Annotated in this window: 23 protein-coding genes; 7 read left to right on the plus strand and 16 right to left on the minus strand. The window is 46.9% G+C overall.

Features of this window, described 5'->3' with window-relative positions; all coding sequences use genetic code 11:
• Positions 1-7: 7 nt before the first annotated feature.
• From HQ393_RS07360 to HQ393_RS07390, 7 genes are all read right to left on the minus strand, one after another.
• Positions 8-1,087, minus strand: a complete 1,080-nt coding sequence (locus HQ393_RS07360; RefSeq protein ID WP_179358166.1) for a protein-glutamate methylesterase/protein-glutamine glutaminase — start codon at positions 1,085-1,087, stop codon at positions 8-10.
• Between the two features lie 33 nt (positions 1,088-1,120).
• Positions 1,121-1,735: a chemoreceptor glutamine deamidase CheD gene (gene cheD, locus HQ393_RS07365; RefSeq protein ID WP_179358167.1), complete on the minus strand. Its 615-nt coding sequence runs from the start codon at positions 1,733-1,735 to the stop codon at positions 1,121-1,123.
• Complete coding sequence (locus HQ393_RS07370) at positions 1,735-2,583, minus strand: CheR family methyltransferase (protein ID WP_179358168.1); 849 nt, start codon at positions 2,581-2,583, stop codon at positions 1,735-1,737. The genes cheD and HQ393_RS07370 overlap by 1 nt, the downstream gene beginning before the upstream one ends.
• Positions 2,584-2,745: 162 nt before the next feature.
• Positions 2,746-5,505: a methyl-accepting chemotaxis protein gene (locus HQ393_RS17630; RefSeq protein ID WP_179358169.1), complete on the minus strand. Its 2,760-nt coding sequence runs from the start codon at positions 5,503-5,505 to the stop codon at positions 2,746-2,748.
• A 13-nt stretch (positions 5,506-5,518) separates the two neighbouring features.
• Entirely contained in the window at positions 5,519-5,998 is a 480-nt protein-coding gene (locus HQ393_RS07380; RefSeq protein ID WP_179358170.1) for a chemotaxis protein CheW, read from the minus strand.
• Positions 5,999-6,008: 10 nt separating this feature from the next.
• Positions 6,009-8,162: a chemotaxis protein CheW gene (locus tag HQ393_RS07385; protein WP_179358171.1), complete on the minus strand. Its 2,154-nt coding sequence runs from the start codon at positions 8,160-8,162 to the stop codon at positions 6,009-6,011.
• A 21-nt stretch (positions 8,163-8,183) separates the two neighbouring features.
• Positions 8,184-8,549, minus strand: coding sequence for a response regulator (locus tag HQ393_RS07390; RefSeq protein WP_179358172.1), 366 nt, complete (start codon positions 8,547-8,549; stop codon positions 8,184-8,186).
• A gap of 202 nt (positions 8,550-8,751) precedes the next feature.
• Between HQ393_RS07390 and HQ393_RS07395 the strand changes: the two genes are divergently transcribed.
• The 3 genes from HQ393_RS07395 (at position 8,752) to HQ393_RS07405 (ending at position 11,114) form a co-directional block, all read left to right on the plus strand.
• Positions 8,752-9,414: a glutathione S-transferase gene (locus HQ393_RS07395; RefSeq protein ID WP_179358432.1), complete on the plus strand. Its 663-nt coding sequence runs from the start codon at positions 8,752-8,754 to the stop codon at positions 9,412-9,414.
• Between the two features lie 163 nt (positions 9,415-9,577).
• The gene (locus HQ393_RS07400) at positions 9,578-10,309 is read left to right on the plus strand and encodes a YebC/PmpR family DNA-binding transcriptional regulator (protein ID WP_179358173.1); all 732 of its coding nucleotides are present in this window, start codon (positions 9,578-9,580) and stop codon (positions 10,307-10,309) included.
• 196 nt (positions 10,310-10,505) lie between these two features.
• Complete coding sequence (locus HQ393_RS07405) at positions 10,506-11,114, plus strand: hypothetical protein (RefSeq protein ID WP_179358174.1); 609 nt, start codon at positions 10,506-10,508, stop codon at positions 11,112-11,114.
• A gap of 46 nt (positions 11,115-11,160) precedes the next feature.
• Here the strand turns inward: HQ393_RS07405 and HQ393_RS07410 are convergent, their stop codons facing one another.
• From HQ393_RS07410 to HQ393_RS07425, 4 genes are all read right to left on the minus strand, one after another.
• Positions 11,161-11,301 (minus strand): hypothetical protein, encoded by a 141-nt coding sequence (locus HQ393_RS07410; protein WP_179358175.1) that lies wholly within the window; start codon positions 11,299-11,301, stop codon positions 11,161-11,163.
• Between the two features lie 119 nt (positions 11,302-11,420).
• Positions 11,421-11,987, minus strand: coding sequence for an elongation factor P (locus tag HQ393_RS07415; protein ID WP_179358433.1), 567 nt, complete (start codon positions 11,985-11,987; stop codon positions 11,421-11,423).
• A gap of 67 nt (positions 11,988-12,054) precedes the next feature.
• Entirely contained in the window at positions 12,055-13,191 is a 1,137-nt protein-coding gene (earP, locus tag HQ393_RS07420) for an elongation factor P maturation arginine rhamnosyltransferase EarP (RefSeq protein WP_246307976.1), read from the minus strand.
• Between the two features lie 55 nt (positions 13,192-13,246).
• Positions 13,247-14,131, minus strand: coding sequence for a lytic transglycosylase domain-containing protein (locus HQ393_RS07425; protein WP_246308002.1), 885 nt, complete (start codon positions 14,129-14,131; stop codon positions 13,247-13,249).
• 196 nt (positions 14,132-14,327) lie between these two features.
• On the opposite strand from HQ393_RS07425, the gene HQ393_RS07430 reads away from it, so the two are divergent.
• The 4 genes from HQ393_RS07430 (at position 14,328) to clpB (ending at position 21,083) form a co-directional block, all read left to right on the plus strand.
• The gene (locus HQ393_RS07430; protein WP_179358178.1) at positions 14,328-15,896 is read left to right on the plus strand and encodes a diguanylate cyclase domain-containing protein; all 1,569 of its coding nucleotides are present in this window, start codon (positions 14,328-14,330) and stop codon (positions 15,894-15,896) included.
• Positions 15,893-17,512: a tetratricopeptide repeat-containing diguanylate cyclase gene (locus tag HQ393_RS07435; protein WP_179358179.1), complete on the plus strand. Its 1,620-nt coding sequence runs from the start codon at positions 15,893-15,895 to the stop codon at positions 17,510-17,512. Before HQ393_RS07430 ends, HQ393_RS07435 begins: the two co-directional genes overlap by 4 nt.
• Before the next feature lie 146 nt (positions 17,513-17,658).
• Positions 17,659-18,315: a YiaD family glycine zipper/OmpA-like lipoprotein gene (locus HQ393_RS07440; RefSeq protein ID WP_179358180.1), complete on the plus strand. Its 657-nt coding sequence runs from the start codon at positions 17,659-17,661 to the stop codon at positions 18,313-18,315.
• Between the two features lie 185 nt (positions 18,316-18,500).
• A complete protein-coding gene (clpB, locus tag HQ393_RS07445) occupies positions 18,501-21,083 on the plus strand; it encodes an ATP-dependent chaperone ClpB (RefSeq protein WP_179358181.1) in 2,583 nt (860 codons plus the stop codon).
• Positions 21,084-21,227: 144 nt separating this feature from the next.
• On the opposite strand, the gene HQ393_RS07450 is transcribed toward clpB, so the two are convergent.
• From HQ393_RS07450 to HQ393_RS07470, 5 genes are all read right to left on the minus strand, one after another.
• Entirely contained in the window at positions 21,228-22,379 is a 1,152-nt protein-coding gene (locus tag HQ393_RS07450; protein WP_179358182.1) for an NAD(P)/FAD-dependent oxidoreductase, read from the minus strand.
• 190 nt (positions 22,380-22,569) lie between these two features.
• Positions 22,570-22,734: a rubredoxin gene (locus HQ393_RS07455; RefSeq protein WP_179358183.1), complete on the minus strand. Its 165-nt coding sequence runs from the start codon at positions 22,732-22,734 to the stop codon at positions 22,570-22,572.
• Between the two features lie 66 nt (positions 22,735-22,800).
• The gene (locus HQ393_RS07460; protein ID WP_179358184.1) at positions 22,801-23,286 is read right to left on the minus strand and encodes a rubrerythrin family protein; all 486 of its coding nucleotides are present in this window, start codon (positions 23,284-23,286) and stop codon (positions 22,801-22,803) included.
• Positions 23,287-23,428: 142 nt separating this feature from the next.
• Complete coding sequence (locus HQ393_RS07465) at positions 23,429-24,364, minus strand: hydrogen peroxide-inducible genes activator (protein ID WP_179358185.1); 936 nt, start codon at positions 24,362-24,364, stop codon at positions 23,429-23,431.
• Positions 24,361-24,882, minus strand: a complete 522-nt coding sequence (locus tag HQ393_RS07470; protein ID WP_179358186.1) for a disulfide bond formation protein B — start codon at positions 24,880-24,882, stop codon at positions 24,361-24,363. The genes HQ393_RS07465 and HQ393_RS07470 overlap by 4 nt, the downstream gene beginning before the upstream one ends.
• Positions 24,883-24,901 lie beyond the last annotated feature (19 nt).

Raw genomic sequence — 24,901 nt, forward strand, 5'->3', positions numbered from 1 at the left:
ATTTCCTTTAAATGCGTAATGCTCTACTGCTATTAGCAGCAATCCACGCCAACACACGTTGCGACATATCTTTCAGCGGAACAATATCGTGCACCCCACCAACCGCAATCGCTTCTTTGGGCATACCAAATACCACACAGCTAGCCTCATCTTGCGCAAAATTATGCGAGCCCGCTTGATGCATCTCAAGCATCCCTTGCGCTCCATCTTTTCCCATTCCCGTCAGAATAACGCCGACCGCATTGCGACCAGCCACATTGGCTGCCGAGCGAAATAACACATCCACAGAGGGGCGGTGACGATTTACAGGAGAGGCCTGAGATAATTCACACACATAATTTGCCCCTGAAACGCCCAAAATAAGATGTGAGTGCCCAGGCGCAATATAAGCATGCCCTGGCAACACTCGCTCTCCATGCTCCGCTTCTTTTACCGAGATTCGACATAAAGAATTTAACCGATTAGCAAAAGACTTGGTAAATGACTCTGGCATATGCTGGGCAATCATAATTGCCGGCGCATCGGGCGGCATCGGCATCAAAAACTCTTTCAATGCTTCGGTCCCCCCTGTTGAAGAACCAACAATAATAATCTTTTCGGACTTCAGTAATGGGCGAGACGATTTGGCCAAGACAGCATCAGCCGTGTGGCTAGGGGAAATGGGGTCGTGGATCAAACTTCTCACTTTTGCTTTGGAGGCCATTCTTATTTTTTCCCGAATCTCATCGGTGTATTCATCAATTTTACTGGCAATATTCATTTTTGGCTTGGCAATAAAATCGACTGCGCCCAATTCCAATGCTCTTAGCGCAACTTCCGATCCTTGCTCGGTCAAGGAGGAGATCATGAGAACCGGAGTAGGCTTAAGGCGCATTAAGCGAGCCAAGAAATCCAAACCGTCCATTTTTGGCATTTCAACGTCAAGTGTAATCACGTCAGGATTAAGCTCGCGTATATACTCGCGTGCAATCAATGGATCCGGAGCGGTTGCCACGCAGACCATGTCACCAGCGGTATCAATCACTTCTTTTAATAAACTTCTAATCAGCGCTGAGTCATCAACGACAACTACCCGAATCTTTGCCATCACCTTGCTCCCGTTGAATATTACCCCTCAAGCTTAGTCAAACAATTCGACATCACCACCGGGTTGCATATGAACAAGACGCGAACCATAACTTTTTTCTCGCTCAACAATCGTATTATTGTGAACTGATTTCAGTTTTTTCACCAAAACTCGGCCAGTTTTTGGAAAAAAATAAACTTTTCTCGGATGAATATCCAACAAATCTTGTGCCACAATTGGAATGCGCTCTAACGCTAAAAATGCTTTTACAAACTCTGCATTTTTTAGCCCAACATTTGATACTGTAAAACCACGCAATACATTTCCACCACCAAAGACCTTTGCCTCTAAGCGATTTTTATTTGCGCCTTGTTTGAGCAATTGATTGATTAAAATCTCCATTGCATACGTGCCATAGCGTGTTGAAACCCCATTCACCGTCGCCATATCCTCATGTGAGTCTGGCAGCATAAAATGATTCATTCCGCCTATTCCCGACACATTATCGCGAATACACGCCGCAACGCACGAGCCTAAAACGGTGACTAATAGCATTTCACGTCCGGTAACATAATATTCACCAGGCAAAATTTTGGCTGCCTCAATCGAGAAATTTTTATCATAATAAAGCGTAGGTGCCAGCACTTCTTCATATGAGGCATTGGGCATTATTTTTTACCCCAAGACATTTTTGCCAAGTCAGTCAGCATATATGTAGTCTTGCCGCAGGATTGAAACCATTCAGACATAAAGTGCAAATTTTCTGAATGACCAACGTACAACAGACCATTCGGTTTGAGTAATCGCCCCATTTTTTCCAAAATGACTCGCTGGGTTGGCTGATCAAAATAAATCATGACATTGCGACAAAAAATAGCATCGAATAAACCATCTAGGGGCCAGCGCTGATCGAGCAGATTAATTTGCCGAAACTCCAACAAATCTCGTACAGCCTTTTTCACGCGTACTTTTCCGGCCCGCTCATCTTTTCCTTTTAAGAAAAAACCACGTTTTCGTTCCAGTGACATTTTCTCTAACTTCTCTAGGGCATAAATGCCCTGCATTGCGGTCTCAAGCACATGAGTATCCAGATCTGAAGCAATAATTTCGACGGGAGGATTCGCCGATTGATAAGCTTCGAAAGCTGTCATAGCAAGTGAATAGGGCTCTTCTCCCGTAGATGAAGCAGAGCACCAAATACGAAATGGACGAGCATTACTATCCTGCATTTGTGCGGCAAGAATATCAAAATGATGCGCTTCACGAAAAAATGACGTGAGGTTGGTGGTGAGCGCATTGGTAAATTGCTGCCACTCTGCTGAGTCTGGATGTTGTTCCAAATACCGCAAATACCCACCAAAGGTATCGATCTGCAAAGCTCTCAATCTACGGGCTAGACGGCTATACACCATCTGCTCCTTGCTTTCATTCAGACGAATGCCAGCACGTTGATAAATCAGATCAACAACACGCGTAAAATCAGCCTTGGTGTAGCTAAACTCATGCCCATTATTCATACATTTTCTTCAATAAATACTCATAAGACGAAATGGTCAATCAAATCGATGATTGTTATTTGATTTATAGCAGCTAAAACGATGTTTAAATCTGTGCAAGAAAATTACAGGAAAAAATAAGGGGCTGGAATAGCCCCTTCAAGGTTCAATAATTGAATTTAATTAAAATTCTTCCCAATCCTCATCCGCATTGCCCAATTTTGGCACGCTACGAGTTGCTACTTTTACTTCAGTATGAGGCCGTGATTTATTCATACTCACTGGCGGGCTTAGCTTAGTCGTCGTTCTGGCCATCAGCTTGCCTCCCATTAATTTGAAAATACCCACTGTTTGCGTCAAATTATTGGCTTGGTCTTCAAGACTTTCAGCCGCAGCAGCAGCCTCTTCAACCAATGCGGCATTTTGCTGCGTATTTTCGTCCATATGAGTAATGGCTTGATTGACCTGCTCAATACCAGCACTTTGCTCATTCGACGCTGCCGAAATTTCGCTCATAATATCGGTAACTCGGCGAACTGCGCCGACGACATCCTGCATTGTATGGCCCGCTTGATCAACGAGTTTTGAACCCGCTTCTACTTTCAATACCGAGTCACCAATCAAGGTTTTAATCTCTTTAGCCGCACCAGCTGATCGTTGCGCCAGATTTCTAACCTCAGAAGCGACTACTGCAAAACCACGGCCTTGTTCGCCAGCGCGGGCGGCCTCAACGGCGGCGTTGAGCGCCAAAATATTGGTCTGGAATGCAATGCCATCAATGACAGAAATAATGTCGACAATCTTTTTCGCCGATTCATTAATGTCTGACATCGTCGAAACGACTTGACTAACCACGTCTCCGCCTTTGACCGCGATATCCGAGGCGCCAATGGCCAGTTGATTCGCTTGGCGAGCATTTTCGGCATTCTGTTTCACCGTACCTGTGAGCTCTTCCATGCTCGAAGCAGTTTCTTCTAAGCTAGCAGCTTGCTGCTCGGTGCGGCTGGACAGATTGCTATTACCTGCAGCGATTTCTTGTGATGCCACATTAATCGTACTCGCGGCCTCTTGGATGTTGAGAACGATTTCGGATAGGCGATCACAAGTTGTGTTGCAATCATCCTTCAGTTGGCCCAGCAAACCACGGTAATCTGCGGTGATTTTTTGCGTTAAATCACCTTGCGCCAAAGCACCGAGTACCCGAGCAACGTCATTTAAACCCGCTTCATTTGAAATTACTAACTGATTCATCCCCTCAGCCAGTTTCAACATAAAGCCCTCTTTACCATTTGGATCAAGACGGCGACTAAAATCACCATTCACCGCGGCATCGACTAGATTCCCAACTTCAACTTCAACAGCAACTTCCTGAGTACGATCAACCCACTCAACCACCGAACCCAAGCGCTTGCCGTCTTTTGCAAACACAGGGCTAGCAATCAGCTTAAAGGTCTTACCTGCTACCGTAATCTGCGAAGTGTATGCACTAGTCAGATTTGCCAACAGACCGGACTGGTGACTTGGGTTTTTATGGAAAGAGTCAATATTCGTACCAATAAGTTTGCTCACATCAAAATGTGGCAAGACTTTGCGCAAATCAGCCTGTACGCCAGACAGCATGCTCGTTACCGCTTTATTCATATAAACAATAACGCGGTTTTCATCGGCTAGCATGACATTGGTAGAGGTAGATTCAAGCGCCCCAAGAATGCGAGCATTTTCGTCGGCCAAGGTTTTCTCACGCAATTCCGCCGCGATAGCCTCTGTGCGATCCAACCACTCAACCACATAACCTTCACGGCCATTTTTATCGTTGAGCACGGGGTTTACAATCAGAGCGAAAGTGCGGCCACCCACCACGATACTAGCGCGATGCTCACTGGTGAGTCGGTCGAGCATACTGCGTTGATGCGATGGGTTTTTATGGAAGCTGTCGATATTAACTCCAATTACATTGCGAGCACTAAATTGCGGCAGTTCTTTGCGAATATCGGCTTCGGCATTTTGCAATAAGCGGTCAACGGCACGATTGCAGTAAATAATATTCCTGTCAGCGTCTGCGATCATCACACTGGTCGACACGGAATCAAGCGCAATTTTGACACGAACATTGTCGGATGCTGCTTTAGCCGCATCCCGAAGTTTTAGCTGTAAAGCCGCTACTTGCGCTAGCATGCTCTGGCTATCGGCACCATGGAGGTCAATATCCTGACTAAAATCACCAAGGGACATTCTTTGCAGTACAAGCTGTACGGCCTCAAGCTCCCCCCCTAATTGCCTACGAATTCGTCGCAGCAATAGCAAGGCAATAGTTACAGCGAGTATTAAACCTAAAATGGCGGCTACGACAATCGTATTTTGGGTTGCTTGAGCCTCAATCTTTAATTGATCTGCACTTTTCAAGGCGCCATCTTGTTCTTGTTGAGTAAAATTCAATACGGCATCACGGTAATTATTATATCGCTGACGAACTTCTCCCATTAACAGAAGTCGCGAACCCGCCATATCTCCCGCATCAAATAGGGCTTTAAATTTGCCTTGAGATTCGACAAATAAGGCACGTTTCTCACTAATACCTGCAATCTGATCTAAGGCTTCTTGATCATTTATTAATTTCGAGGTTTCCTCAAGATGTTTTAGCAATTCAACAATCTTTGATCTTGACTCTAATATCCTGCTCCATTCAGCCGCCGCATTTGATTTATCTTCAGCATTTGCAATACCAATAATTTGCATATTTCGCAATGCGCGTGCAATCGTATTTATTTCATTTACGATCTGTTGACCTTTTACCAAATGAGGCAAATGATCATTAGTCAGCGCCCCCATTTCATCTTTGGTGCGGCTACTTGCACTAAATGCCACAACAGCCAATATAACCAGCATTGCGACGATGGCAGCAATCCCCAATGAGATACGACGACTGAATGTCAAATTTGTCATTATTCTATTCTCCTTATGCCGCCGTTGCTTCAACCAATGCCATATCGGCACTGGTCATCAATTTTTCGATATCTACCAAAATAATCATCCGATCATCCACCGTACCCAAGCCTAAGATATAAGCAGTATCTAGTGCTGAACCAAACTCTGGAGCACTGCGCAATTGGTCAACGGCTAAAGTCATCACATCAGAAACACCATCAACAACGATTCCCAATGTTCTCTGAGCGACATTGAGGATAATCACAACCGTAAATTGATCATAGGTTGGATTTCCAATGTTGAATTTAATCCTCAAGTCTACAATCGGTACAATATTGCCACGCAAATTAATCACACCTTTAATAAAACTAGGTGAATTGGCAATACTTGTCACAGCATCATAACCACGGATTTCTTGAACCTTTAAAATATCGATCCCATACTCTTCTTTGCCCAACGCAAAGACCAGTAACTCACGATTAGCTTCATCTTCTTTTATTAACTGATCCATAAGCCCTCCATTACGCGGCCATTGCGGTTAATTCGGTTGGAGTGACGTGCTGCGCCATTTTAACGAGTGCAGCTACATCAAGAATAAATGCGACATGCCCATCACCCATGATCGTTGCCCCAGCAACACCATTCACTCGGCGGTAGTTGGTTTCTAAATTTTTTACAACAACCTGATGCTGTCCTAATAAATCATCAACAAACAAAGCGATTTTTTGCCCTTCAGCTTCTAAAATAATCACCAAACCTTCTTCAAATGAGTTGATTTTCGGCTTTAAATTAAATATTTCATACAGGGCAATAAGCGGCAAATATTCGCCACGAACATTGATTACATTTCCTCGCCCTGCCATGGTTTTAATTTCACTTGATTTTGGCTGTAGCGACTCAACAATAAAGGTTAATGGAATAATATATAGCTCATCAGAAGCAGAAATAGACATCCCGTCTAAAATGGCTAAAGTTAAAGGCAGGCGAATACTCATAGTTGAACCAATCCCTTGCATGGATTGAATTTCAACTCGGCCACCCATGGACTGAATATTCTTGCGAACAACATCCATTCCAACCCCACGTCCGGATACATCGGTAATTTCAGAAGCAGTTGAAAAGCCTGCTTCGAAAATAAGCATCCAGACTTCATTGTCGCTCATGCTATCGCTTACATTTAATCCGCGTTCCTTCGCCTTTGCCAGAATACGTTCACGGCTTAAACCAGCCCCATCATCGCTCACTTCAATGACAATATTGCCACCCTGATGAAAGGCCTTGAGTGTTAAAGTACCTTGTGCCTGTTTATTTCGACTAGTGCGAACATCAGGTAATTCAATACCATGATCCAAGCTGTTTCTAACCAAATGTGTAAGTGGGTCGCTTAATTTTTCAATAAATCCTTTATCCAATTCCGTATTGTCGCCAATCATTTTTAATTCAACTTGTTTACCCAATTTGGCAGCTAAATCGCGAACCAAGCGTGGATAACGATTAAATACAAATGAAATGGGCATCATGCGAATTGACATCACTGATTCTTGCAACTCACGGGTATTTCTTTCCAATTGCGCCACCCCACTCAATAGCTTTTCATGGAGTACAGGATCAAGTTGCAATGCATTTTGGGCCAACATAGATTGAGTAATCACCAATTCGCCCACTAAGTTGAGAAGCTGATCTACTTTTTCCACGCTCACCCGAATTGAGGTATCAACAGCCTTATCAGTTGCACGCTCATTGGGCACCCGTGTCGTTGCGGGCGCAGGCATTTCAATTGGCTGATTGGTAGCGACTGGGGCAGTGGAAGTGGTAGGTTTGATGGCCTGAAAAAAACCATATCCTTCCCCGTCCTGCAAAGGCGCACTCGCTGGAATTTGTGCATTGGCTGATGTAGGCAGAGGTTCAAAAAAGCCATACCCATCATCTTCACTTGCTGTTTGGGTACTACTCTCTAGTGGCTCAAAAAAGCCATATCCCTCATCAAGACTGATTGCGCCCTCTTCGGTCTCAGGCAGAAACAAGCCAAAGTCTTGACTCATATCTGCACTCGATTCAATTGAAATGCGCTCGGGAGCAACTACAAACGCCAATGAATCTATTAATTTTTGTATATCGAATGCGGTTTTGAGCCGATACAGCCAGGGCGTTGCCACATCGCCCGGCTCATAATCCTCAATCTCACCAAGTCGCGATAGCTCATGGTTGAGCTGAACTGCATCAAAATCTTCACCAGCACTAATAATGAGTGTTAGAGCGCTCTGATTGGCAGGTGCAGCGATAGGCTGATTTTCAACTAGATGATTGAGCGTCGCGGTTATGCTCGCAATCGCGGCGCGATCAAGATCAATATGATCTCGGTGAGAGGCTAAAATCGCTTGTAAAACATCGCCCGATTGCAAAAAAACATCAACCATTTCGGGCTGCAAAATAATTTCGTTTTTACGGATACGATCGAGCAGATTTTCTAAAACATGAGTCACTTCGGTCAGATCTGTAAAACCGAAAGTGGCAGCGCCGCCTTTGATGGAATGCGCCGCGCGGAAAATAGCATTTAGGTCTTCAGGATCGGGTGCGCTAACGTCGATTTTTAGCAGCAAGGACTCCATATTGGCTAAATGCTCGGCGGCCTCATCAAAGAAAACTGAGATGAATTGGCTCATGTCGATGGTCATAGCTTCCCCCCGTTAGCCGTGCTAACCAATGACTTTGCGAACGACTTCTAATAATTTCTGGGGATCGAATGGCTTAACTAACCAACCGGTTGCACCAACCGCGCGCCCTTGTTGTTTCATAGCATCACTCGATTCAGTCGTTAGCATTAAAATGGGGGTGGCGCTGTACTGTGGCAAGCCACGCAAGGTGCGGATCAGCGTTAGACCATCCATGCCAGGCATATTCTGATCGGTCAGTACCAAATCTACTTGCGTGCTTTTCGCCTGTGAGACGCCCGCATTTCCATCTACCGCCTCCACTACTTCATAGCCCGCGCTACGGAGCGTAAAGCTCACCATTTGTCGTATGGATGCAGAATCATCTACTGCGAGTATCTTTTTTGCCATACTTCCCCCCTTTGATCGCGAATTCAAAACACTTGTCGGTCATGCGCCTGGCACGGTAAAAATGCACAAGCTGCTTACTTTTATAGGCAAGTCTTTGCTGCATTGCCATTTCAAATGCAGCAAAACCGACAAAATCTTTTCATTCATTGTCAATAAATGACATGAAATTAGTTAGTATTAATTACGACGGTTGAATTTACACATGCAGAACAAACACTTAGGTGTCATTTATACATTTCGCCGTTGCCCATATGCTATTCGCGCTCGCTTAGCCATTTGGCTCAGCGGGCTACAACTTGAACTACGTGAAGTCGTGTTGCGCAACAAACCCGCCGCCCTGCTGGCTGCCTCGCCCAAGGGTACCGTGCCTGTTTTGGTATTGAATACAGGCAAGGTGATTGAGCAAAGTCTGGAGATCATGCTGTGGGCTCTCCAACAATCTGATCCAAGGCGTTGTTTGGCACTTGATTTAGACGCACAACTGCAGTTCATTACCGAACATGACCTGCATTTCAAACCGCTACTCGATCGATACAAATATCCAGAGCGACATCCCGAAGCTAGCTCAAGCGAACACAGATACAATGCCATGTATTGGCTGGAAAACTATTTAAATAAAAGACTAGAGAGATATACCCATCTTTGGGGTGAGCAATATGCTTTAGTTGATTTAGCCATCGTGCCATTTGTTCGGCAATTTGCCCTGGTCGATATGGATTGGTTTATGCAAAATGCGCCCAAGCCGCTCATAAATTGGCTCGATTCGCTCACGAATTCGGTTATGTTTGAATCGGTGATGGAAAAATACCCACCTTGGGCAGTTGAGAACAATCCCACCCTTTTTGGACGCGCAGACCCACTTTAGCTCCCTGCTCCTAGTTGCTTACTCAGTGCTGCATCCAACCCATCACTAAAAAATGCCTGCGGTTTAATCCAGATCTAAAACAAGTACACCGCCTTATTTTTTGCGTCCGGCGGGCATGCTAGAATAGCTGCCTAATCAAAACTAGTACTTAAACAGGTGCAGCATGGCAGGTCATAGCAAATGGGCGAATATTCAGCATCGTAAAGGTCGTCAGGACGCTAAACGCGGCCAGATTTTTACCAAGCTGATCAAGGAAATCACCGTTGCCGCCAAAATGGGTGGCGGCGACATCACGATGAACCCGCGTCTGCGCCTGGCCATCGATAAAGCCAAAGCGCAATCAATGCCCAAAGACAATATCGAGAGCGCGATCAAACGCGGTACAGGCTCGCTCGATGGCGTTGATTACATCGAAACACGTTACGAAGGCTATGGTTTGGGCGGCGCAGCAGTAATGGTCGATTGCCTAACCGACAACCGCACCCGTACCGTGGCCGATGTGCGCCATGTATTTAGCAAATACGGTGGCAATATGGGCACTGACGGCTGCGTGAGTTTTCAGTTTAAACACTGTGGCTATTTGATTTTTGCACCAGGCACGGATGAAGATGCGCTGATGGAAGCGGCACTGGAAGCCGGCGCTGACGACGTTGCGACCAATGATGATGGCTCGATCGAAGTCATCACCCCACCGTACGAATTCGTCAACATCAAAGAAACGCTCGAAGCAGCTGGCTTTAAAGCTGAAATGGGCGAATCGACGATGAAGCCGCAAGGTGAAACCGAATTGACCGGTGATGATGCGATCAAAATGCAAAAACTGATCGACATGATGGAAGCTCTTGATGACGTACAAAACGTCTACACCACAGCCGTATTTGACGAAGAAGAGTAATTGAACGTCAAACTAAAACCAAAGCCTGCCGATGCAGGCTTTTTTGTTGCTTACGCCCAATAAAAACCAAGATTCCCTTTCTTGAATCAATGTAAATATTTACAATCAAGCGCATAAATAAAACACAAAGCCAAAGACACAGGGGATTTACACAGCGTCTTTCACGATCATGAATCGTATTATCAAGGGTGTTAATATGAATAAAAAAAATACAGTTATTTTAACTTTACTTGCTGTTGCGTTAACTGCATGCGGCGGTGGTGGTGGCGGTACGAGTAGCACTGCACCGAGTGTGAATACGGTCACACCAGCACCAAGTAGCGCTGCAACATCAACACCAGTTCCCACCGCAACACCTGCACCAACAGCGATCCCAAATCTACTGCGCTCAAGTGAAAGTAACTTGAGCCACTATGTCGGTAGCTGGTATGCCCGCTGTATTCTAGTGACTTCAAATGGGGCGACGCATGGCATGGAACTCACCATGCAAATGGGTAATGTGAGCAACAACCAAGAGATTCCTGTTTCCGTCACAATGTGGGATTATGGTGCTTACAATACCACTTGCAATTCATCTATTAAAATCCCTACGCTCAGCAGCGTCAAATGGACTTTAAAAGTAAATGCAAGTACTGCGGTAACTGGTGGCACATTTACTGGCAATCTTGATCAAATCACTGTGACAGAAAATGGCACGCCAACAACACTATATTTAGGCTTTGATTCGAATTACAAATCGCTTAGATTATCAAACAGCACCACAATCAACCCACAAGGTGCGGTCTATACCAAAACAAGTAACTAATTTAATTAGTTTGCATAACAATAAAAGCCGGCAGCGCCGGCTTTTATTATTTGAACAAGAAATAATAAATCACATACAACCAACTACAAAAACCATGAATAATGGCCCAAAGAATGGAATGATTTGCCGACCACGACAGGGCGACGGCAATTAAAGTGCCTAAGCTAAATCCACCAAATAATTTCATGCTTAACTCCACTTACCATATGATTGCTTGGCATCTTAACGTATCTGGTAAAAGATCGCTTGCTGATTCAGACGTAAAAAAAGCCACCCTCAGGGGTGGCTTTTCGCTTCAAGCAACGCTTAGTTAGCGCGTTTTTTGAATTCCATAGTACGAGTGTCGATCTCGATTTTGTCACCGATATCGATGAAGGCAGCAACTTGCACGTTCATGTCTGAACCAACCAATTTAGCTGGCTTCATTACTTTACCTGAAGTGTCGCCACGAACTGCTGGCTCAGTGTATTCAACTTCACGTACGACAACAGTTGGCAACTCAACAGAGATTGCTTTACCGTCGTAGAAAGTCACTTCACATTTGTCTTCCATGCCGTCAACGATCAGGCCCAAAGTGTCGCCGAGGTTGTCAGCTTCAACTTCGTATTGGTTGAACTCTTCGTCCATGAAGACGTACATTGGGTCAGCAAAGTAGCTGTAAGTACAAGCCAAGCGATCGAGAACAACCACTTCCATTTTGTCGTCTGATTTGTAAACCACTTCAGAGCCTGAGCCTGACAACAAGCCTTTAGACTTGATTTTCACAACTGAAGAGTTACGACCTGATTTAGAGAACTCAGTTTTTTGCACAACCAGAGGTTGGCCGTCTACCAAGATTACGTTACCAGCGCGTACTTCGTGTGCGGTTTTGATTGCCATTGCGATTACCTGATTGATTACGATTTTGGAAAAATCGATGTTTGAAAATTGAAAAATCCCGCTATTTTACCTTGGAATTGACGAATCTGACCAGATTAGTCGCCAGATCCCCGTGCGAAAGCAATTTTTTCCGCCAAACGTCAGCATGAATATCTAACTCGGCACGATGCCTCAACAAGATTTGCCATGCAGATCCAGCATCGCCACCATGATTCCAGACCTGCATCATCTGATTTACGGCGCTCGTGGTCTCTTCAGGCAAATCCGCCAAATAATGCAGAAGAAAGGCATCGAGCTTATCGCGATGGGCGTCATCATCTTGAGGATAGATATGCCAGATAAAGGGTTTACCAGCCAATTGCGCGCGGATAAACGAGTCTTCTCCCCGCACAAAATTGAGATCGCAACTCCACAGTAGTTGGTCATAGCGATCTTGCGACAACATCGGAAAGATTGAGATGGTTAAAGCCCCATCTTGATATACCCCCTCAGCGCATTGCCTTAGAGACAAATTAGCTAAATCCATTTCAGCCAATACCCTGCCTTGTGGCACCAATAAATGTACGGATTGATCCCCATCGATCAGCCCAGCTAACCACGGTTTTAATTCGATCGGCTCATAGGCAAACAACGATACAGTCAGCGCATTCGGGCAGAACTGACGCCCAATCGGGCAAAGCTGGGTCAGAAATTGCTGGGCGTTTGCAGTGCTCCAGCCCTGCCGCGCGTCCCTTTGTTGAGCCTCGCTTAATACACCGCCGGTATGCGCGGTAAAGCCGGGGAAAAAAAAGTACTTATTCAATCCCTGCACTGGGGACGGCAAGCCATGACAACCTTCGACCCATTCTTCCGCACTAAGGTATTCCAGATTAAGCCAGATCGGGCTGCTCAATCGCTGCTTCATTTTTTCGATATAGGATGAAGGCAAATCGCAGGCGAAAGCCTCGATCACTACATCAGCTGCTACTTCATCGTCAGAGAAATGAGCCGCCCAATGCCGGACGGTTACGCCCTCCAAGCTCTGCGTCGAAGCAGTCGGATCAATTTCTGCGCGAATCTTGGCAAAACTCACCAGATCATCGACCCATAAAGTCACCTCAAAAGTAAATTCCTGCGTCAGTTGGCGAGCTAAGCGCCAACAAACGCCAATATCGCCAAAATTATCAACCACTCGGCAAAAGATCGCCCATTGCGGCATAAGCCCGCTCCACGCCATTGATGTGTCGTAGAGTTTACCAGATCGCGAAAAATCACTATTTGGCGAGTTTATTGGTGCGTGCTTTGGCTAAGATAGTTTTTTGGACTGCAAGCGGTGCCGGCGGAAATCGGGCTTGATCAGGAATATGAATCAGAGCAGGATAAAAACGCTGCACGCGCAGTACATATTGACGAGTTTCAGGGTATGGCGGAATCGCGCGATAGCGATCGACAGCCCCTTCACCGGCATTGTAAGCCGCCGAGACCAAATCGATTCGTCCTTGGTAGCGCTCGATCAAAAAGCGTAAATACTGCACGCCGCCTTTCACATTTTGGCTGACATTGAATACATCACGCACATTAAAGCGCTGGGCCGTATCGGGGATCAGCTGCATCACGCCCATCGCCTCTTTGGGTGACACGGCATGACGGTTTAATCGAGATTCAACCATCGCAATACTCAGTGCAAAATTGGGATCAACACCATACCAATGCGCAATTTTACTGATGATCTCGGCGGTTTTTTTCTGATCGCCATTGAGCTGGATAGGCATGGCGGTCATTGAAATGCCCGGTGCCCTTTCGGGATCTACTGCGGACAGTACACAAGCTGGCAATTCGTTAGATTTGAGATGCACCATCTCAAGCATGTTTTGGGCGTGCAAATGCCCTTGTTCAGCGGCTATTGAAAATAAACTGGCCGCGGCAGAACGATTTTCCGGTACACCCAAGCCAAAGGCATACAGCATTCCCAATCGATACTGCGCCTCGATCACACCATGCCGCGCGGCACGACAATACTGCACTGCGGCAGCCCAAGGGTCAGCACTTTCCAGCTCGGTAAACTCGGCAAAAACGGCTTGGTTTGCCTGTGTGAACCCAGAAAACAGCAGCGTGCCAAGCAGCAAAATGGCACGATCAAAACACTGAAGATGCAGCATCACGATTTATCCTGCAATCGAAATAGCTATGCCTTATTTTAGACCCAGTGCCCGCGCAAAAATGCCGCAACTCAACCAAATACCCCTACAAACGGCAAGTCACTCCTCTTTGCGTGAATAGATCGGCTTCGCAACAGCAGCCTAGGCAGCTCATCATCGCTCAATTTGAGCTATACTTAGTTCATACGGGGATGAGATGGAAGCTGAAACCATGGAAGGCTTGAGTGCTGTGACCAGCCAGCTCATAGAGTTAGAGCACAAAATTCACACCGGCAATGCCAATGCTGCGATTGAGCCATTAAAAAAAATACTCAATGCGCATAAACATGTACACGAAATCAGCGCCCAAGCCTTGTATTTACTCGGCTGGGTACAATGGGCTAAAAATCAATACTCAGACGCCGAAAAAACAATCCGCGCCGCGCTCAAACTGATGAGTAATGAGCATCCAGCTTATTTTCCCGCCTTATTAAAAAAAGCCTCGATTGAAACGTCGCAAAACCATTTTTTTAAAGGCCTTCATACTTGGTTATTTATACTCGACCATGCAGACAGCAATCAGCACCCAAATATTATTTCTGAAGCTTATTTAGGGATTGGCTCATATTTTAAAGTTAAAGAATCCGCCGAGCTTGCAGAAACCTGCTTCCAATATGCTTATGATTTTTCTAAGCAAGGGCAAAACCATGAGGCGCAAGTTAAATGCGGTATCTATCTGTTATCGGTCTACTGCAGCACCAATAAATATACAGAAGCACAAAAGACTATTGATGAATGCTGGCCAATCTTAAAATTACTCAACGAAGCAGATCCGGTCTTGTTTGCTGATATGCACCATTACTCTGGCATGACCCTTGCTTCGCAGAATAATTTTGAACAAGCCATCGAATCGATCCATCGAGCACAAAGAATCAATGAAGAAAATCAATTTTTGTGGGGGCAAACCCAAAATAGAATTCAGCTAGCCAAGATTTATGCAAAACAAAATAAATATCACGTAGCCATCACTCAGCTTGAATCTGCTGTTTTGATTTCTTCAATTTTTGACCACGGGGTCATACAGCAAGAGATCTGTGGCATTATTCGTGAAATACATAAAAGTAACCATAACTATGCTGCTGCACTCTCCGCCCACGAGGCTTATCATCACTTGGCGATCAAAAACCGAGCATTTTTCAATGATGATTCCAAAAAGAAAAATGGCACACGTTTGAAAACTCTGGAAAATAGGCTAGAAGTTATTCAGAAGAAACAAACAGAATCAAAATTAAAATCGACTATAGATTATCTGGAACAAAAAATAATCTCTCTCACTACTGATCATTCAAAAGACTCTCTCACTGGAGCGCCCAATCAGCTTTATTTTCTGCACAATCAGAACAAGCCCAACTCAAAGAAAAATAGTGAATCCATCAATTTACTGATCAACATAAGAAACTTGTTCGACATCAACGTTATACATGGCAGGCATTTAGGCGATGAAGTGATTTGCGCTGTCTATCAAGCCCTAACTCTACATTTTAAACATGAAGAAACCTCGATTATCCGTTACTACGGGCAACAATTTTTAGTATTGAACGCAACACCGTCATCGATTACTAAAATTCACCAAATTAGCCTAATCATCGAGAGATTAAAGACAAATAAGCAAGCCAAAATTGAGCTGGCCATTCACCGAATTGGCATAAAATACAAAAAAAATCATGAACCTATCATCACTACAATTGAATTGCTATGGCAGTTTCCTGCGGGAGAAAAATCATGAAAGGCATTTTCTCTCCTTCCGACCTTGATCAATTATTATTACAATCCAGCCGAGATCCGCAAGGTACTTTAAACACCCTACGTGGTCATTTGCAGCCGCTACATTCGATTGAATATAAAAATAAAATCAACACCATTCACGGCTTAGCATTAGCTAACCTTTGGAAATATGATGCTGCAGAAAAAATACTGAACCGTACCGCTAAGAGCTTATCAAAATTGGGGATGACATTTGGTTTGGCACTCGTACTGGATGAATTGGCCGCTATTTATCTGATCAGGGGTGATATTAATCAGGCTATGATGACGTGGTTAAATTGTTTAAGATTTGGCATTCAACACAAAGATCATACTGCGATCATGCGGGCCCATCTAGGCATTGGTAAAACCTACTATGGTATTTATGATTTCAATAATGCAAAACGTCACCATCTTGCTGCGATAGATGTTGCCTGCATGCAGCCAGAAAACCCATTAAGTTGCGAAGCCTATGTTTGTCTTGGGGTTGACTTAATCAAATTAGCGCAATTTGAAAGCGCTTATGCTACTTTATCGATTGCAAAATCGCTGCTGTATTGTACGCAATACCCCAATCGGAGCGGCTGTGAAATTGAAATTTATTTTGGCATGACCCTTGCCGCACAAGACCAAATCAATTTGGCGATCGACAAATTCAATAGTGCCATTGAACTTGCCACACAGGATCACTACAGCTGGGGCTTGGCGCTGGCTCACCTTGAAAAAGCAAAATCACTATTAACCATTAAAAATCATCAACAAGCGATTGATGAGCTAAGTAAAGCTGAACACTATGCTGATCTAATCAACTCTAGCTTATTTCGTTACCAATGTTATGAAATGCAATACCAAATCTTCAAAGACACAGGAGACTATGAATTAGCGCTAGAAAGAATGCAGTTATTTACACAATCTGCATTACACAAACTCGATCGAGATCAAAAAATACGTCCATCATCTACGGTGATTAAATTATTAAATCGATTGCAAGAGCAACTGAATTTCGAACATTCGAAAATGGAAAATACTGAACTGGCCTCACGCCTCAAAAACCATCAGGCATTAATCCGTCAGCTGACTGAACGCGCAGAAACCGACCCATTAACTGGTTTATTCAATCGACGTGCCTTGGATCATAGGCTAGAACGTGAAATTGAATTATCCGATATTCAGCAGCAGCCGTTTTCCCTGCTCATGCTCGATATTGATCATTTTAAATCAATCAATGATGTTCATTCTCATCAGATTGGCGACAAAGTATTGATTCAAATTGCCCTCATTATTGTCAGCACCTGCCGCCAAGGGGAGTTTGTTGCGCGATATGGTGGCGAAGAATTTACTGTTTTATTACCCTCTGCGACTTTAGAAGCGGCATGCAATGTTGCGGAACGCATCAGATTGAATATCGCTGAATTTGATTGGTCAAGCATCAAAAAGGGGCTCAATCCCATTACCGTCAGCATCGGGGCTAGTTGTCGGCAAACCGCTGAAGCAGCTGAAAGCCTACTTTCTCGCGCAGATGCCCTGCTCTATCAGGCCAAGCATGCTGGTCGAAATCGGGTGTTAGGTGATCACCCACAAGCCACAACTCCACATTAAGCAATTGGTTTGTAAATTATTCACGCTCAAGCGAAGCAGCAAAGTGAAGTGAACATCCGCATAGGTAATTTGTCATAGAAAATGCCAACTGAGTATGGTCTGATTCGCATATCGAATATTGCAACAATCATAAATAGGGCTTCAAGATGAAAAAAATCATTCTTCCAAGTTTACTGGCAGTGAGTCTGGCTATGACAGGTTGCGCCAATATGTCTCCTGAAACACAAGGAGCATTGATCGGAGCCCTCGGTGGTGCGGCAGCTGGGGCTGTAATTAGTAAAGCTTCAGGTGGCCATCACACTGGCCGCGATGCTGCAATTGGCGCGGCTGTGGGGGCTATCGGTGGTTATGCGTGGTCTTCACACATGGAAAAACAACGTCAGGAAATGGAAAAAGCCGCTCAAGGCACAGGTATTGAAGTGAGCAAAACGCCAAATAACGAATTGAAACTGGAAGTACCCAGCGATTTCTCATTCGATACGGGTAAATACACCATCAAGCCCAATATGCGTCCCGTCCTTGATAAATTGGGGCAAACACTCAACCAAAACCCTGTTACTTTGGTACGCATTGTTGGCCATACCGATAGCACAGGTTCAGATGCAATTAATGAGCCATTGTCGGTTAATCGCGCAGCCTCAGTACAAAGCTATTTGATTGGTAAAAATGTCGCGGGCAATCGTATGAGTATTGAAGGTCGTGGCTCGCGTGAGCCAGTTGCTGATAACAGCACGACCGCAGGTAAAGCCCAAAACCGCCGCGTCGAAATCTTTGTCGCCGAGCCCGCTCAGCCGCAAAAATAAGCTTTACTGCAATTCGCCGTTAATCCAACAGCCCGTGCTACGGGCTGTTTTTACATCTAAAACGATCTTAGTGCACTGCACAAATGGCCCATCAGTCTTTTCTCTATGAGCTCGCAACTCATCCTTGAATTTATTCCGGATGCGTCCATTTAGAAATTAATCAACCCATTTGTAGGAGCATCAAGATGCGTATCGATAAACTAACTACCAAGTTTCAGCAAGCGCTGGCCGACGCGCAAAGTCTGGCTGTTGCTGGCGACAATGCGTATATCGAGCCACAACATTTATTGCTGGCATTACTCAACGACAACGATTCCGGTGCTGCCGCCCTGCTCGCTCGTGCTGGCGTCAATGTGCACCCACTGAAAACTGCGCTGGAAAATTCGCTGCAACGACTGCCGAAAATTCAAGGCGGCGATGGCGATATGACCATCGGCAAAGATCTCGGCCGCGTACTGAATCAAGTCGATAAAACCGCGATGCAGCGTGGCGATCAATTTATTTCCAGCGATTTATTTCTGCTTGCGCTGGCCGACGACAAAGGCGAAACCTCGCGTCTGCTCAAAGAAAACGGCGGCAAGAAAGAAGCCATCGCCGCGGCCGTGGACGCAGTACGCGGCGGCGAAAACGTCAATAGCGCCGACGCCGAGCAGCAACGCGAAGCACTGACTAAATACTGCCTTGATCTCACCGAGCGCGCCCGCGCCGGCAAGCTTGACCCTGTAATTGGCCGCGACGATGAAATCCGCCGCGCTATTCAAGTTTTGCAGCGCCGCACCAAAAATAACCCCGTCCTAATCGGCGAGCCCGGCGTCGGTAAAACCGCGATCGTCGAAGGGCTGGCGCAACGGATTATTAATGGTGAAGTGCCCGAATCATTAAAACACAAGAAGGTATTGTCGCTAGATCTAGCTGCGCTGCTGGCTGGCGCCAAATACCGGGGTGAATTTGAAGAACGTCTCAAAGCGGTACTCAATGAGCTGGCCAAAGATGAAGGCAATAATATTGTCTTTATCGACGAACTGCACACCCTCGTTGGCGCTGGTAAAGCCGAAGGCGCAATGGATGCCGGCAATATGCTCAAGCCCGCCTTGGCGCGCGGCGAGCTGCATTGCATCGGCGCGACCACGCTCGATGAATACCGTAAATACATCGAGAAAGACGCCGCGCTGGAGCGCCGTTTCCAGAAAGTTTTGGTTGGCGAACCAAGCGTTGAAGACACGATTGCAATCTTGCGCGGCTTGCAGGAAAAATACGAAATCCATCACGGCGTTGATATCACCGACCCAGCGATTGTCGCTGCGGCGGAACTATCGCACCGCTACATTACGGATCGTTTCCTGCCCGATAAAGCCATCGATCTGATCGATGAAGCTGCGGCCAAGATCAAAATGGAAATCGATAGCAAACCCGAGGTGATGGATAAGCTCGACCGACGAATTATCCAACTCAAAATCGAGCGCGAAGCAGTCAAACGCGAAAAAGACGAAGCGAGTAAAAAGCGCCTAGCGCTGATTGAGGAAGAAATCGCCAAGCTCGACTTGGAATATTCCGACCTCGATGAAATCTGGAAAGCTGAAAAAGCCAGCGTACTCGGTAGCCAAGCAATTCGTGAGGAAATCGAGAAGCTGAAAAACCAGATGGATTCGCTCAAACGCGCGGGCGAATGGCAAAAAGTCTCCGAGCTGCAATACGGCGAATTGCCTGCACTCGAAGCGAAATTGAAAGCCGCCGAGGCGACAGAAACAGGTGGAGAAAAAGCCAATAAACTCTTGCGCACGCAAGTTGGCGCCGAGGAAATCGCCGAAGTCGTTAGCCGCGCTACCGGCATTCCAGTCAGCAAAATGCTGCAAGGCGAGCGCGAAAAACTGCTGCATATGGAAGACGTGTTGCACGCGCGCGTCGTGGGGCAGGATGAAGCGGTACGCTTGGTGTCCGATGCCATCCGCCGCTCGCGCGCGGGGCTGGGCGACCCGAATCGCCCGTACGGGTCTTTCCTGTTCCTAGGGCCAACTGGCGTCGGTAAAACCGAGCTGTGCAAAACGCTGGCCAATTATTTGTTCGACTCCGAAGACCATATGATTCGCGTCGATATGTCTGAATTTATGGAGAAACACTCGGTCGCGCGACTGATCGGTGCGCCCCCGGGCTATGTCGGCTATGAAGAAGGCGGCTATTTAACCGAACTCGTGCGCCGTAAACCGTACAGCGTGATCTTGCTCGATGAAGTCGAAAAAGCGCATCCGGATGTATTTAATATCCTACTGCAAGTACTCGACGACGGTCGCCTCACCGACGGGCAAGGGCGCACGGTGGATTTTCGCAACACCGTGATCGTGATGACGTCGAACTTGGGTAGCGACCATATCCAGCGCTTGGCCGATTCGGATTATCAAGTGATCAAGCTGGCGGTGATGGCTGAAGTGAAAACCCACTTCCGCCCCGAGTTTGTCAATCGCATCGACGAAGTGGTGGTTTTCCACGCCTTGGCGCAGCAGCATATTCGCAATATCGCCAAGATTCAGCTCGAGAAATTGGTAAGCCGTTTGGCGCAGATGGAAATCGGCATGGAGATTTCCGACGCTGCACTCGATCTGATCGCCGAAGCGGGTTTCGATCCGGTTTATGGCGCAAGACCACTGAAACGCGCGATCCAAAGCGAGCTGGAAAACGTACTGGCCAAACGCATCTTGGCCGGTGATTTTGCCGCCAAAGACACGATCTTGGTCGATGCCAAAGACGGGATCATGCAATTTAGTAAGCGCTAATTACTAACCGTATATGGCTGTAGATCTTTTAAATATTGATTCGCAGCCATATACCTAAGAAGCCAACCCCAATAAAAAACGCCATCCAAGCTCACGCTGGATGGCGTTTTTTTTGTCTATTGCAGAAATTAGGCCGGTACGAGATTAGACCAATACAGGCGGTAATTGCTGTGCCATTGCTTGGCGTTGGCTGGTGGCAGCGCCGATCAGCGCAAAGCCGAGTAATTCATCGGCGCTACCGACAAAGCGTGCGGTGATGCCATCGTCTGCGATCTCAACTTGCCAATCCCCTTCCGCGCCGATCGCAGGTGGCGCGACGACAGTTGGGCAGGCGGGGGTTTTCACGACAACAGGCATCGCGGGGTATTTCACTACAGTTGGGGTCCCTGCTAATGTTGCTGCCAATGCCCTTGCCTGCTGCATAATCGGCAAAACAAATGGCAGCGTTAAGCCAGCCACTTCGGCGCAATCGCCGACGGCGTAAATGTGCGCAGCACTGCTTTGCAATTGACGATCAACTACGATGCCACGGTTAATTGTCAGCCCCGCTGCGGCGGCCAATTGCGTGCGCGAGCGCAGGCCAACTGCCGACAGCACCAAATCAGCAGTCACAATCGAGCCATCGCTTAAGGTCAGCGCGTAGCCTTGTTCGATCGCATCAACGGCACTGGCCGAGACGCCCATTTTGAATTCAACGCCCGCCTCGGTAAGTTTGGCGGCGAGGCGCTCCCCTGCTTCGGCGGGCAATAGGCGCGACAAAGGCCAGTTTGACGGATCAAGCACCACAGGCTTGATGCCGCGCGCCAGCAAGTCATTGGCAAATTCGCAGCCGATCAGCCCGGCGCCCAGAATAGCGACCGTTTTTACGCCTTCAAGCGCGGCGCTAAATTTGGCAAAGTCGTCCAGATCATTGACGCTCATGACGCCCGCGGCACCATTGCCTGAGAGTGGTAAGCGAATCGGGTCAGCACCCAGCGCGAGCACCAAATCGCGGTAAGGCAATACTCGGCCATCGTTGATGGTGACGGTTTGAGCGGCAGCATCAATCGCGCTGATTTCAGTGTGGGCCAAAATGGTGGCATTGAGCTCGCTTGCCATCGTTTCGGCCGACTTCATCACCAATTGCTGGATGCTTTTGTTACCAGCCAGTGCATTGGAGAGCATGGGTTTGGAATAGAAACCGGCATGATCACGCGAAATCACCGTTAGCGGCGTCGCGGTATCGAGCTTGCGCAGCTCACGGGCCAGATTGTAAGCGGCAAGGCCGCTGCCAATAATGATGATGGGGTGGCTCATTGGGATTTCCTATCAGTTTGAGTGATCAAACACCCACGATTTACTGCCCTTGCCAATGTTTTGCAGCGAGCGAGAAATCTAAGGCTTTGCAAAAAAGCCGGCGTGCTACAGATGCAGTCGCCGGCTTTCTTTGAGCTACCAAGCCCACAGCAACGCTGAGACTTGGCCGCGGTTCGGTGCTGCAGACGGCTTAAACTTCAACCATATCAAAGTCAGCTTTGGCGACACCGCAATCAGGACAGGCCCAATCTTCGGGAATATCAGCCCAAGCCGTGCCCGCGGTGATGCCTTCTTCGGGTAAACCTACGGCTTCGTCATAGATAAAGCCACATACGATACATTGCCATTTTTTCATTTTGAGTACTCCTGCGAATTTCAAATTGTAAAAAGCGAGTAGAAATCTCTGTAATTGGTTTAATGCTTATTTTGCGAGCTGATCAAGCACGGCCTGATAGTGATTCGCATGGCGCTCTTCTACTTTGGCCAGCGCCGCAAAGCGTTTGGCGGCTTTTTCCAATACGGCTTTGAACATTTCTGCGTGCTCTTTTGATTCAGCGATTTGCTCGTCGATCTCGGCAACCGCGTCGTGGCGACCTTCTTCTACCGCAGCGTGGCGGAAGCTGGGGTACATTTCGGTGTATTCGTAGGTTTCGCCTTCGATTGCAAATTGCAATGCTTTGGCAGGCGTCATATTGGCTTTCGGGAACAGCAAATCAAGGTGACCAAAGGCGTGCATCACTTCTTGATCAGCCGTCGCTTCAAAAGCTTCTGCAGTGGCAATATCGCCCATTTCGCGACACAACTTAGCGAAATAACGATATTTGATGTGAGCCATCGATTCGCCAGCAAACGCTGACTCGAGGTTTTTGATCGTTACTGATTCTGGATTGTGGAATGGTGAGGCCATGATATTGCTCCTTGGTTAAAAGTGCTGCGGGGCGATTCGGGTTTGGAACCTGGCGCAGCGCTGATGTCGATGAGCAAATATTAGGACAGTCGAAACGATATATCCAGTCAATTATAACGATTGAATTATTAGCTTTTTCCTATCATTCAATTTTTGCATCATCGAGCCAGGCTACTTTAGATAATGAAGATTGCAAAATGGCTTTTCGCAAGGCTTCAATCGCGGCCATACGGGGAAAGTTGCGTCGCCACGCCATCACGACCCGACGAGTGGGCACAGGCTCGGCAAACGGACGAATACTCAATAGCGCATCGTCGGCCGCGCTGATCGAGGTTTCCGGCAATACTGTCACCCCAATTCCGCCCGCCACCATATGCCGTATCGTCGTCAATGATGAGCCTTGCAAAGTGCGTTGCAAGCTGCCGTGATTGATACTTTCCCGATTGAGATCGGGGCAAGTCTGCAAGACCTGATCCCGAAAGCAATTGCCAGGTGATAGCAGTAAGACATTTTCTTCGGCCAGTTGTTCAGCCGAAATAGTTGTGAATTTTTCCCATTCATGCCCCTTAGGGGTAGCGACCACAAAGCCTTCATCATAAAGGGCTTGCGTTGCAATACCCCCTTCATGAAATGGGTCAGCCACAATCGCAACATCAATCTCGCCTTGCTTGAGCATCTCAGCCAGTCGCGAGGTGTAGTTTTCTTCCAGCAATAATTGCATTTGCGGCGCGTGCTCGCGCAATTGCGGAATCAGATGCGGTAATAGATAAGGGCTAATGGTGTAAATCACGCCAAGACGCAAGCTGCCCGCCAGCGGGTCTTTCCCCTGCTCGGCCAGCTGCTTCACAACTGAAACTTCTTCGAGCACGCGTTGCGCCTGCTCGACAATGCGCTCGCCATTGGCAGTCAAGGTGACATCGCCGGACGAGCGCTCAAATAAAGTAACGCCCAATTCATCTTCGAGTTTTTTTACCGCCACCGATAAAGTCGGTTGCGATACAAAACAGCTATTGGCCGCACGCCCAAAATGGCGCTCTCGCGCCACGGCAACGATATATCTAAGCTCTGTGAGTGTCATCGCCATTGATTCCGACGGATTTCAAGCAATTGGCGACGCAGCAAATACCACGCCACCACGATCAAACCGATGCTAGCTACGGTAATCCAGATCGGCATCGTGATGCCAAACAGTAGAAAATCAATATTGGCACAATCGCCAACGGGGCGAATCACGGCAGAAATCCAGCTTGGCAAGGCATTGAGATCAATCGGAAAAGGCAAACTAGACGCACACGTCACCGTCGGGTCTTTCGGGCCATATTGCATCCACGTATGGCGAATACCAGTCACCGCACCAAAACCCGCCCACAACGTCAAAATCAAGCCGTATAAATACACGCCGCTACGTGTTCTTGCTGGGCGGATAACGGCGATTAGCGCAAACAGGCCAAAGCCGATAATGGCAATGCGCTCATACACGCACATCAGGCATGGCATCAGCCATTGATAAAATTGGTGGTACAGCGCAAAGCCGATCATGCCTGTGCAAGCCAAAAACAGCACAGCAAACCCAAGTCGCCAGCGTAATAAATTCATGCCGGATCTCCGCGCAAAT

This window comes from Chitinibacter bivalviorum (genome assembly GCF_013403565.1).
Taxonomy (GTDB): domain Bacteria; phylum Pseudomonadota; class Gammaproteobacteria; order Burkholderiales; family Chitinibacteraceae; genus Chitinibacter; species Chitinibacter bivalviorum.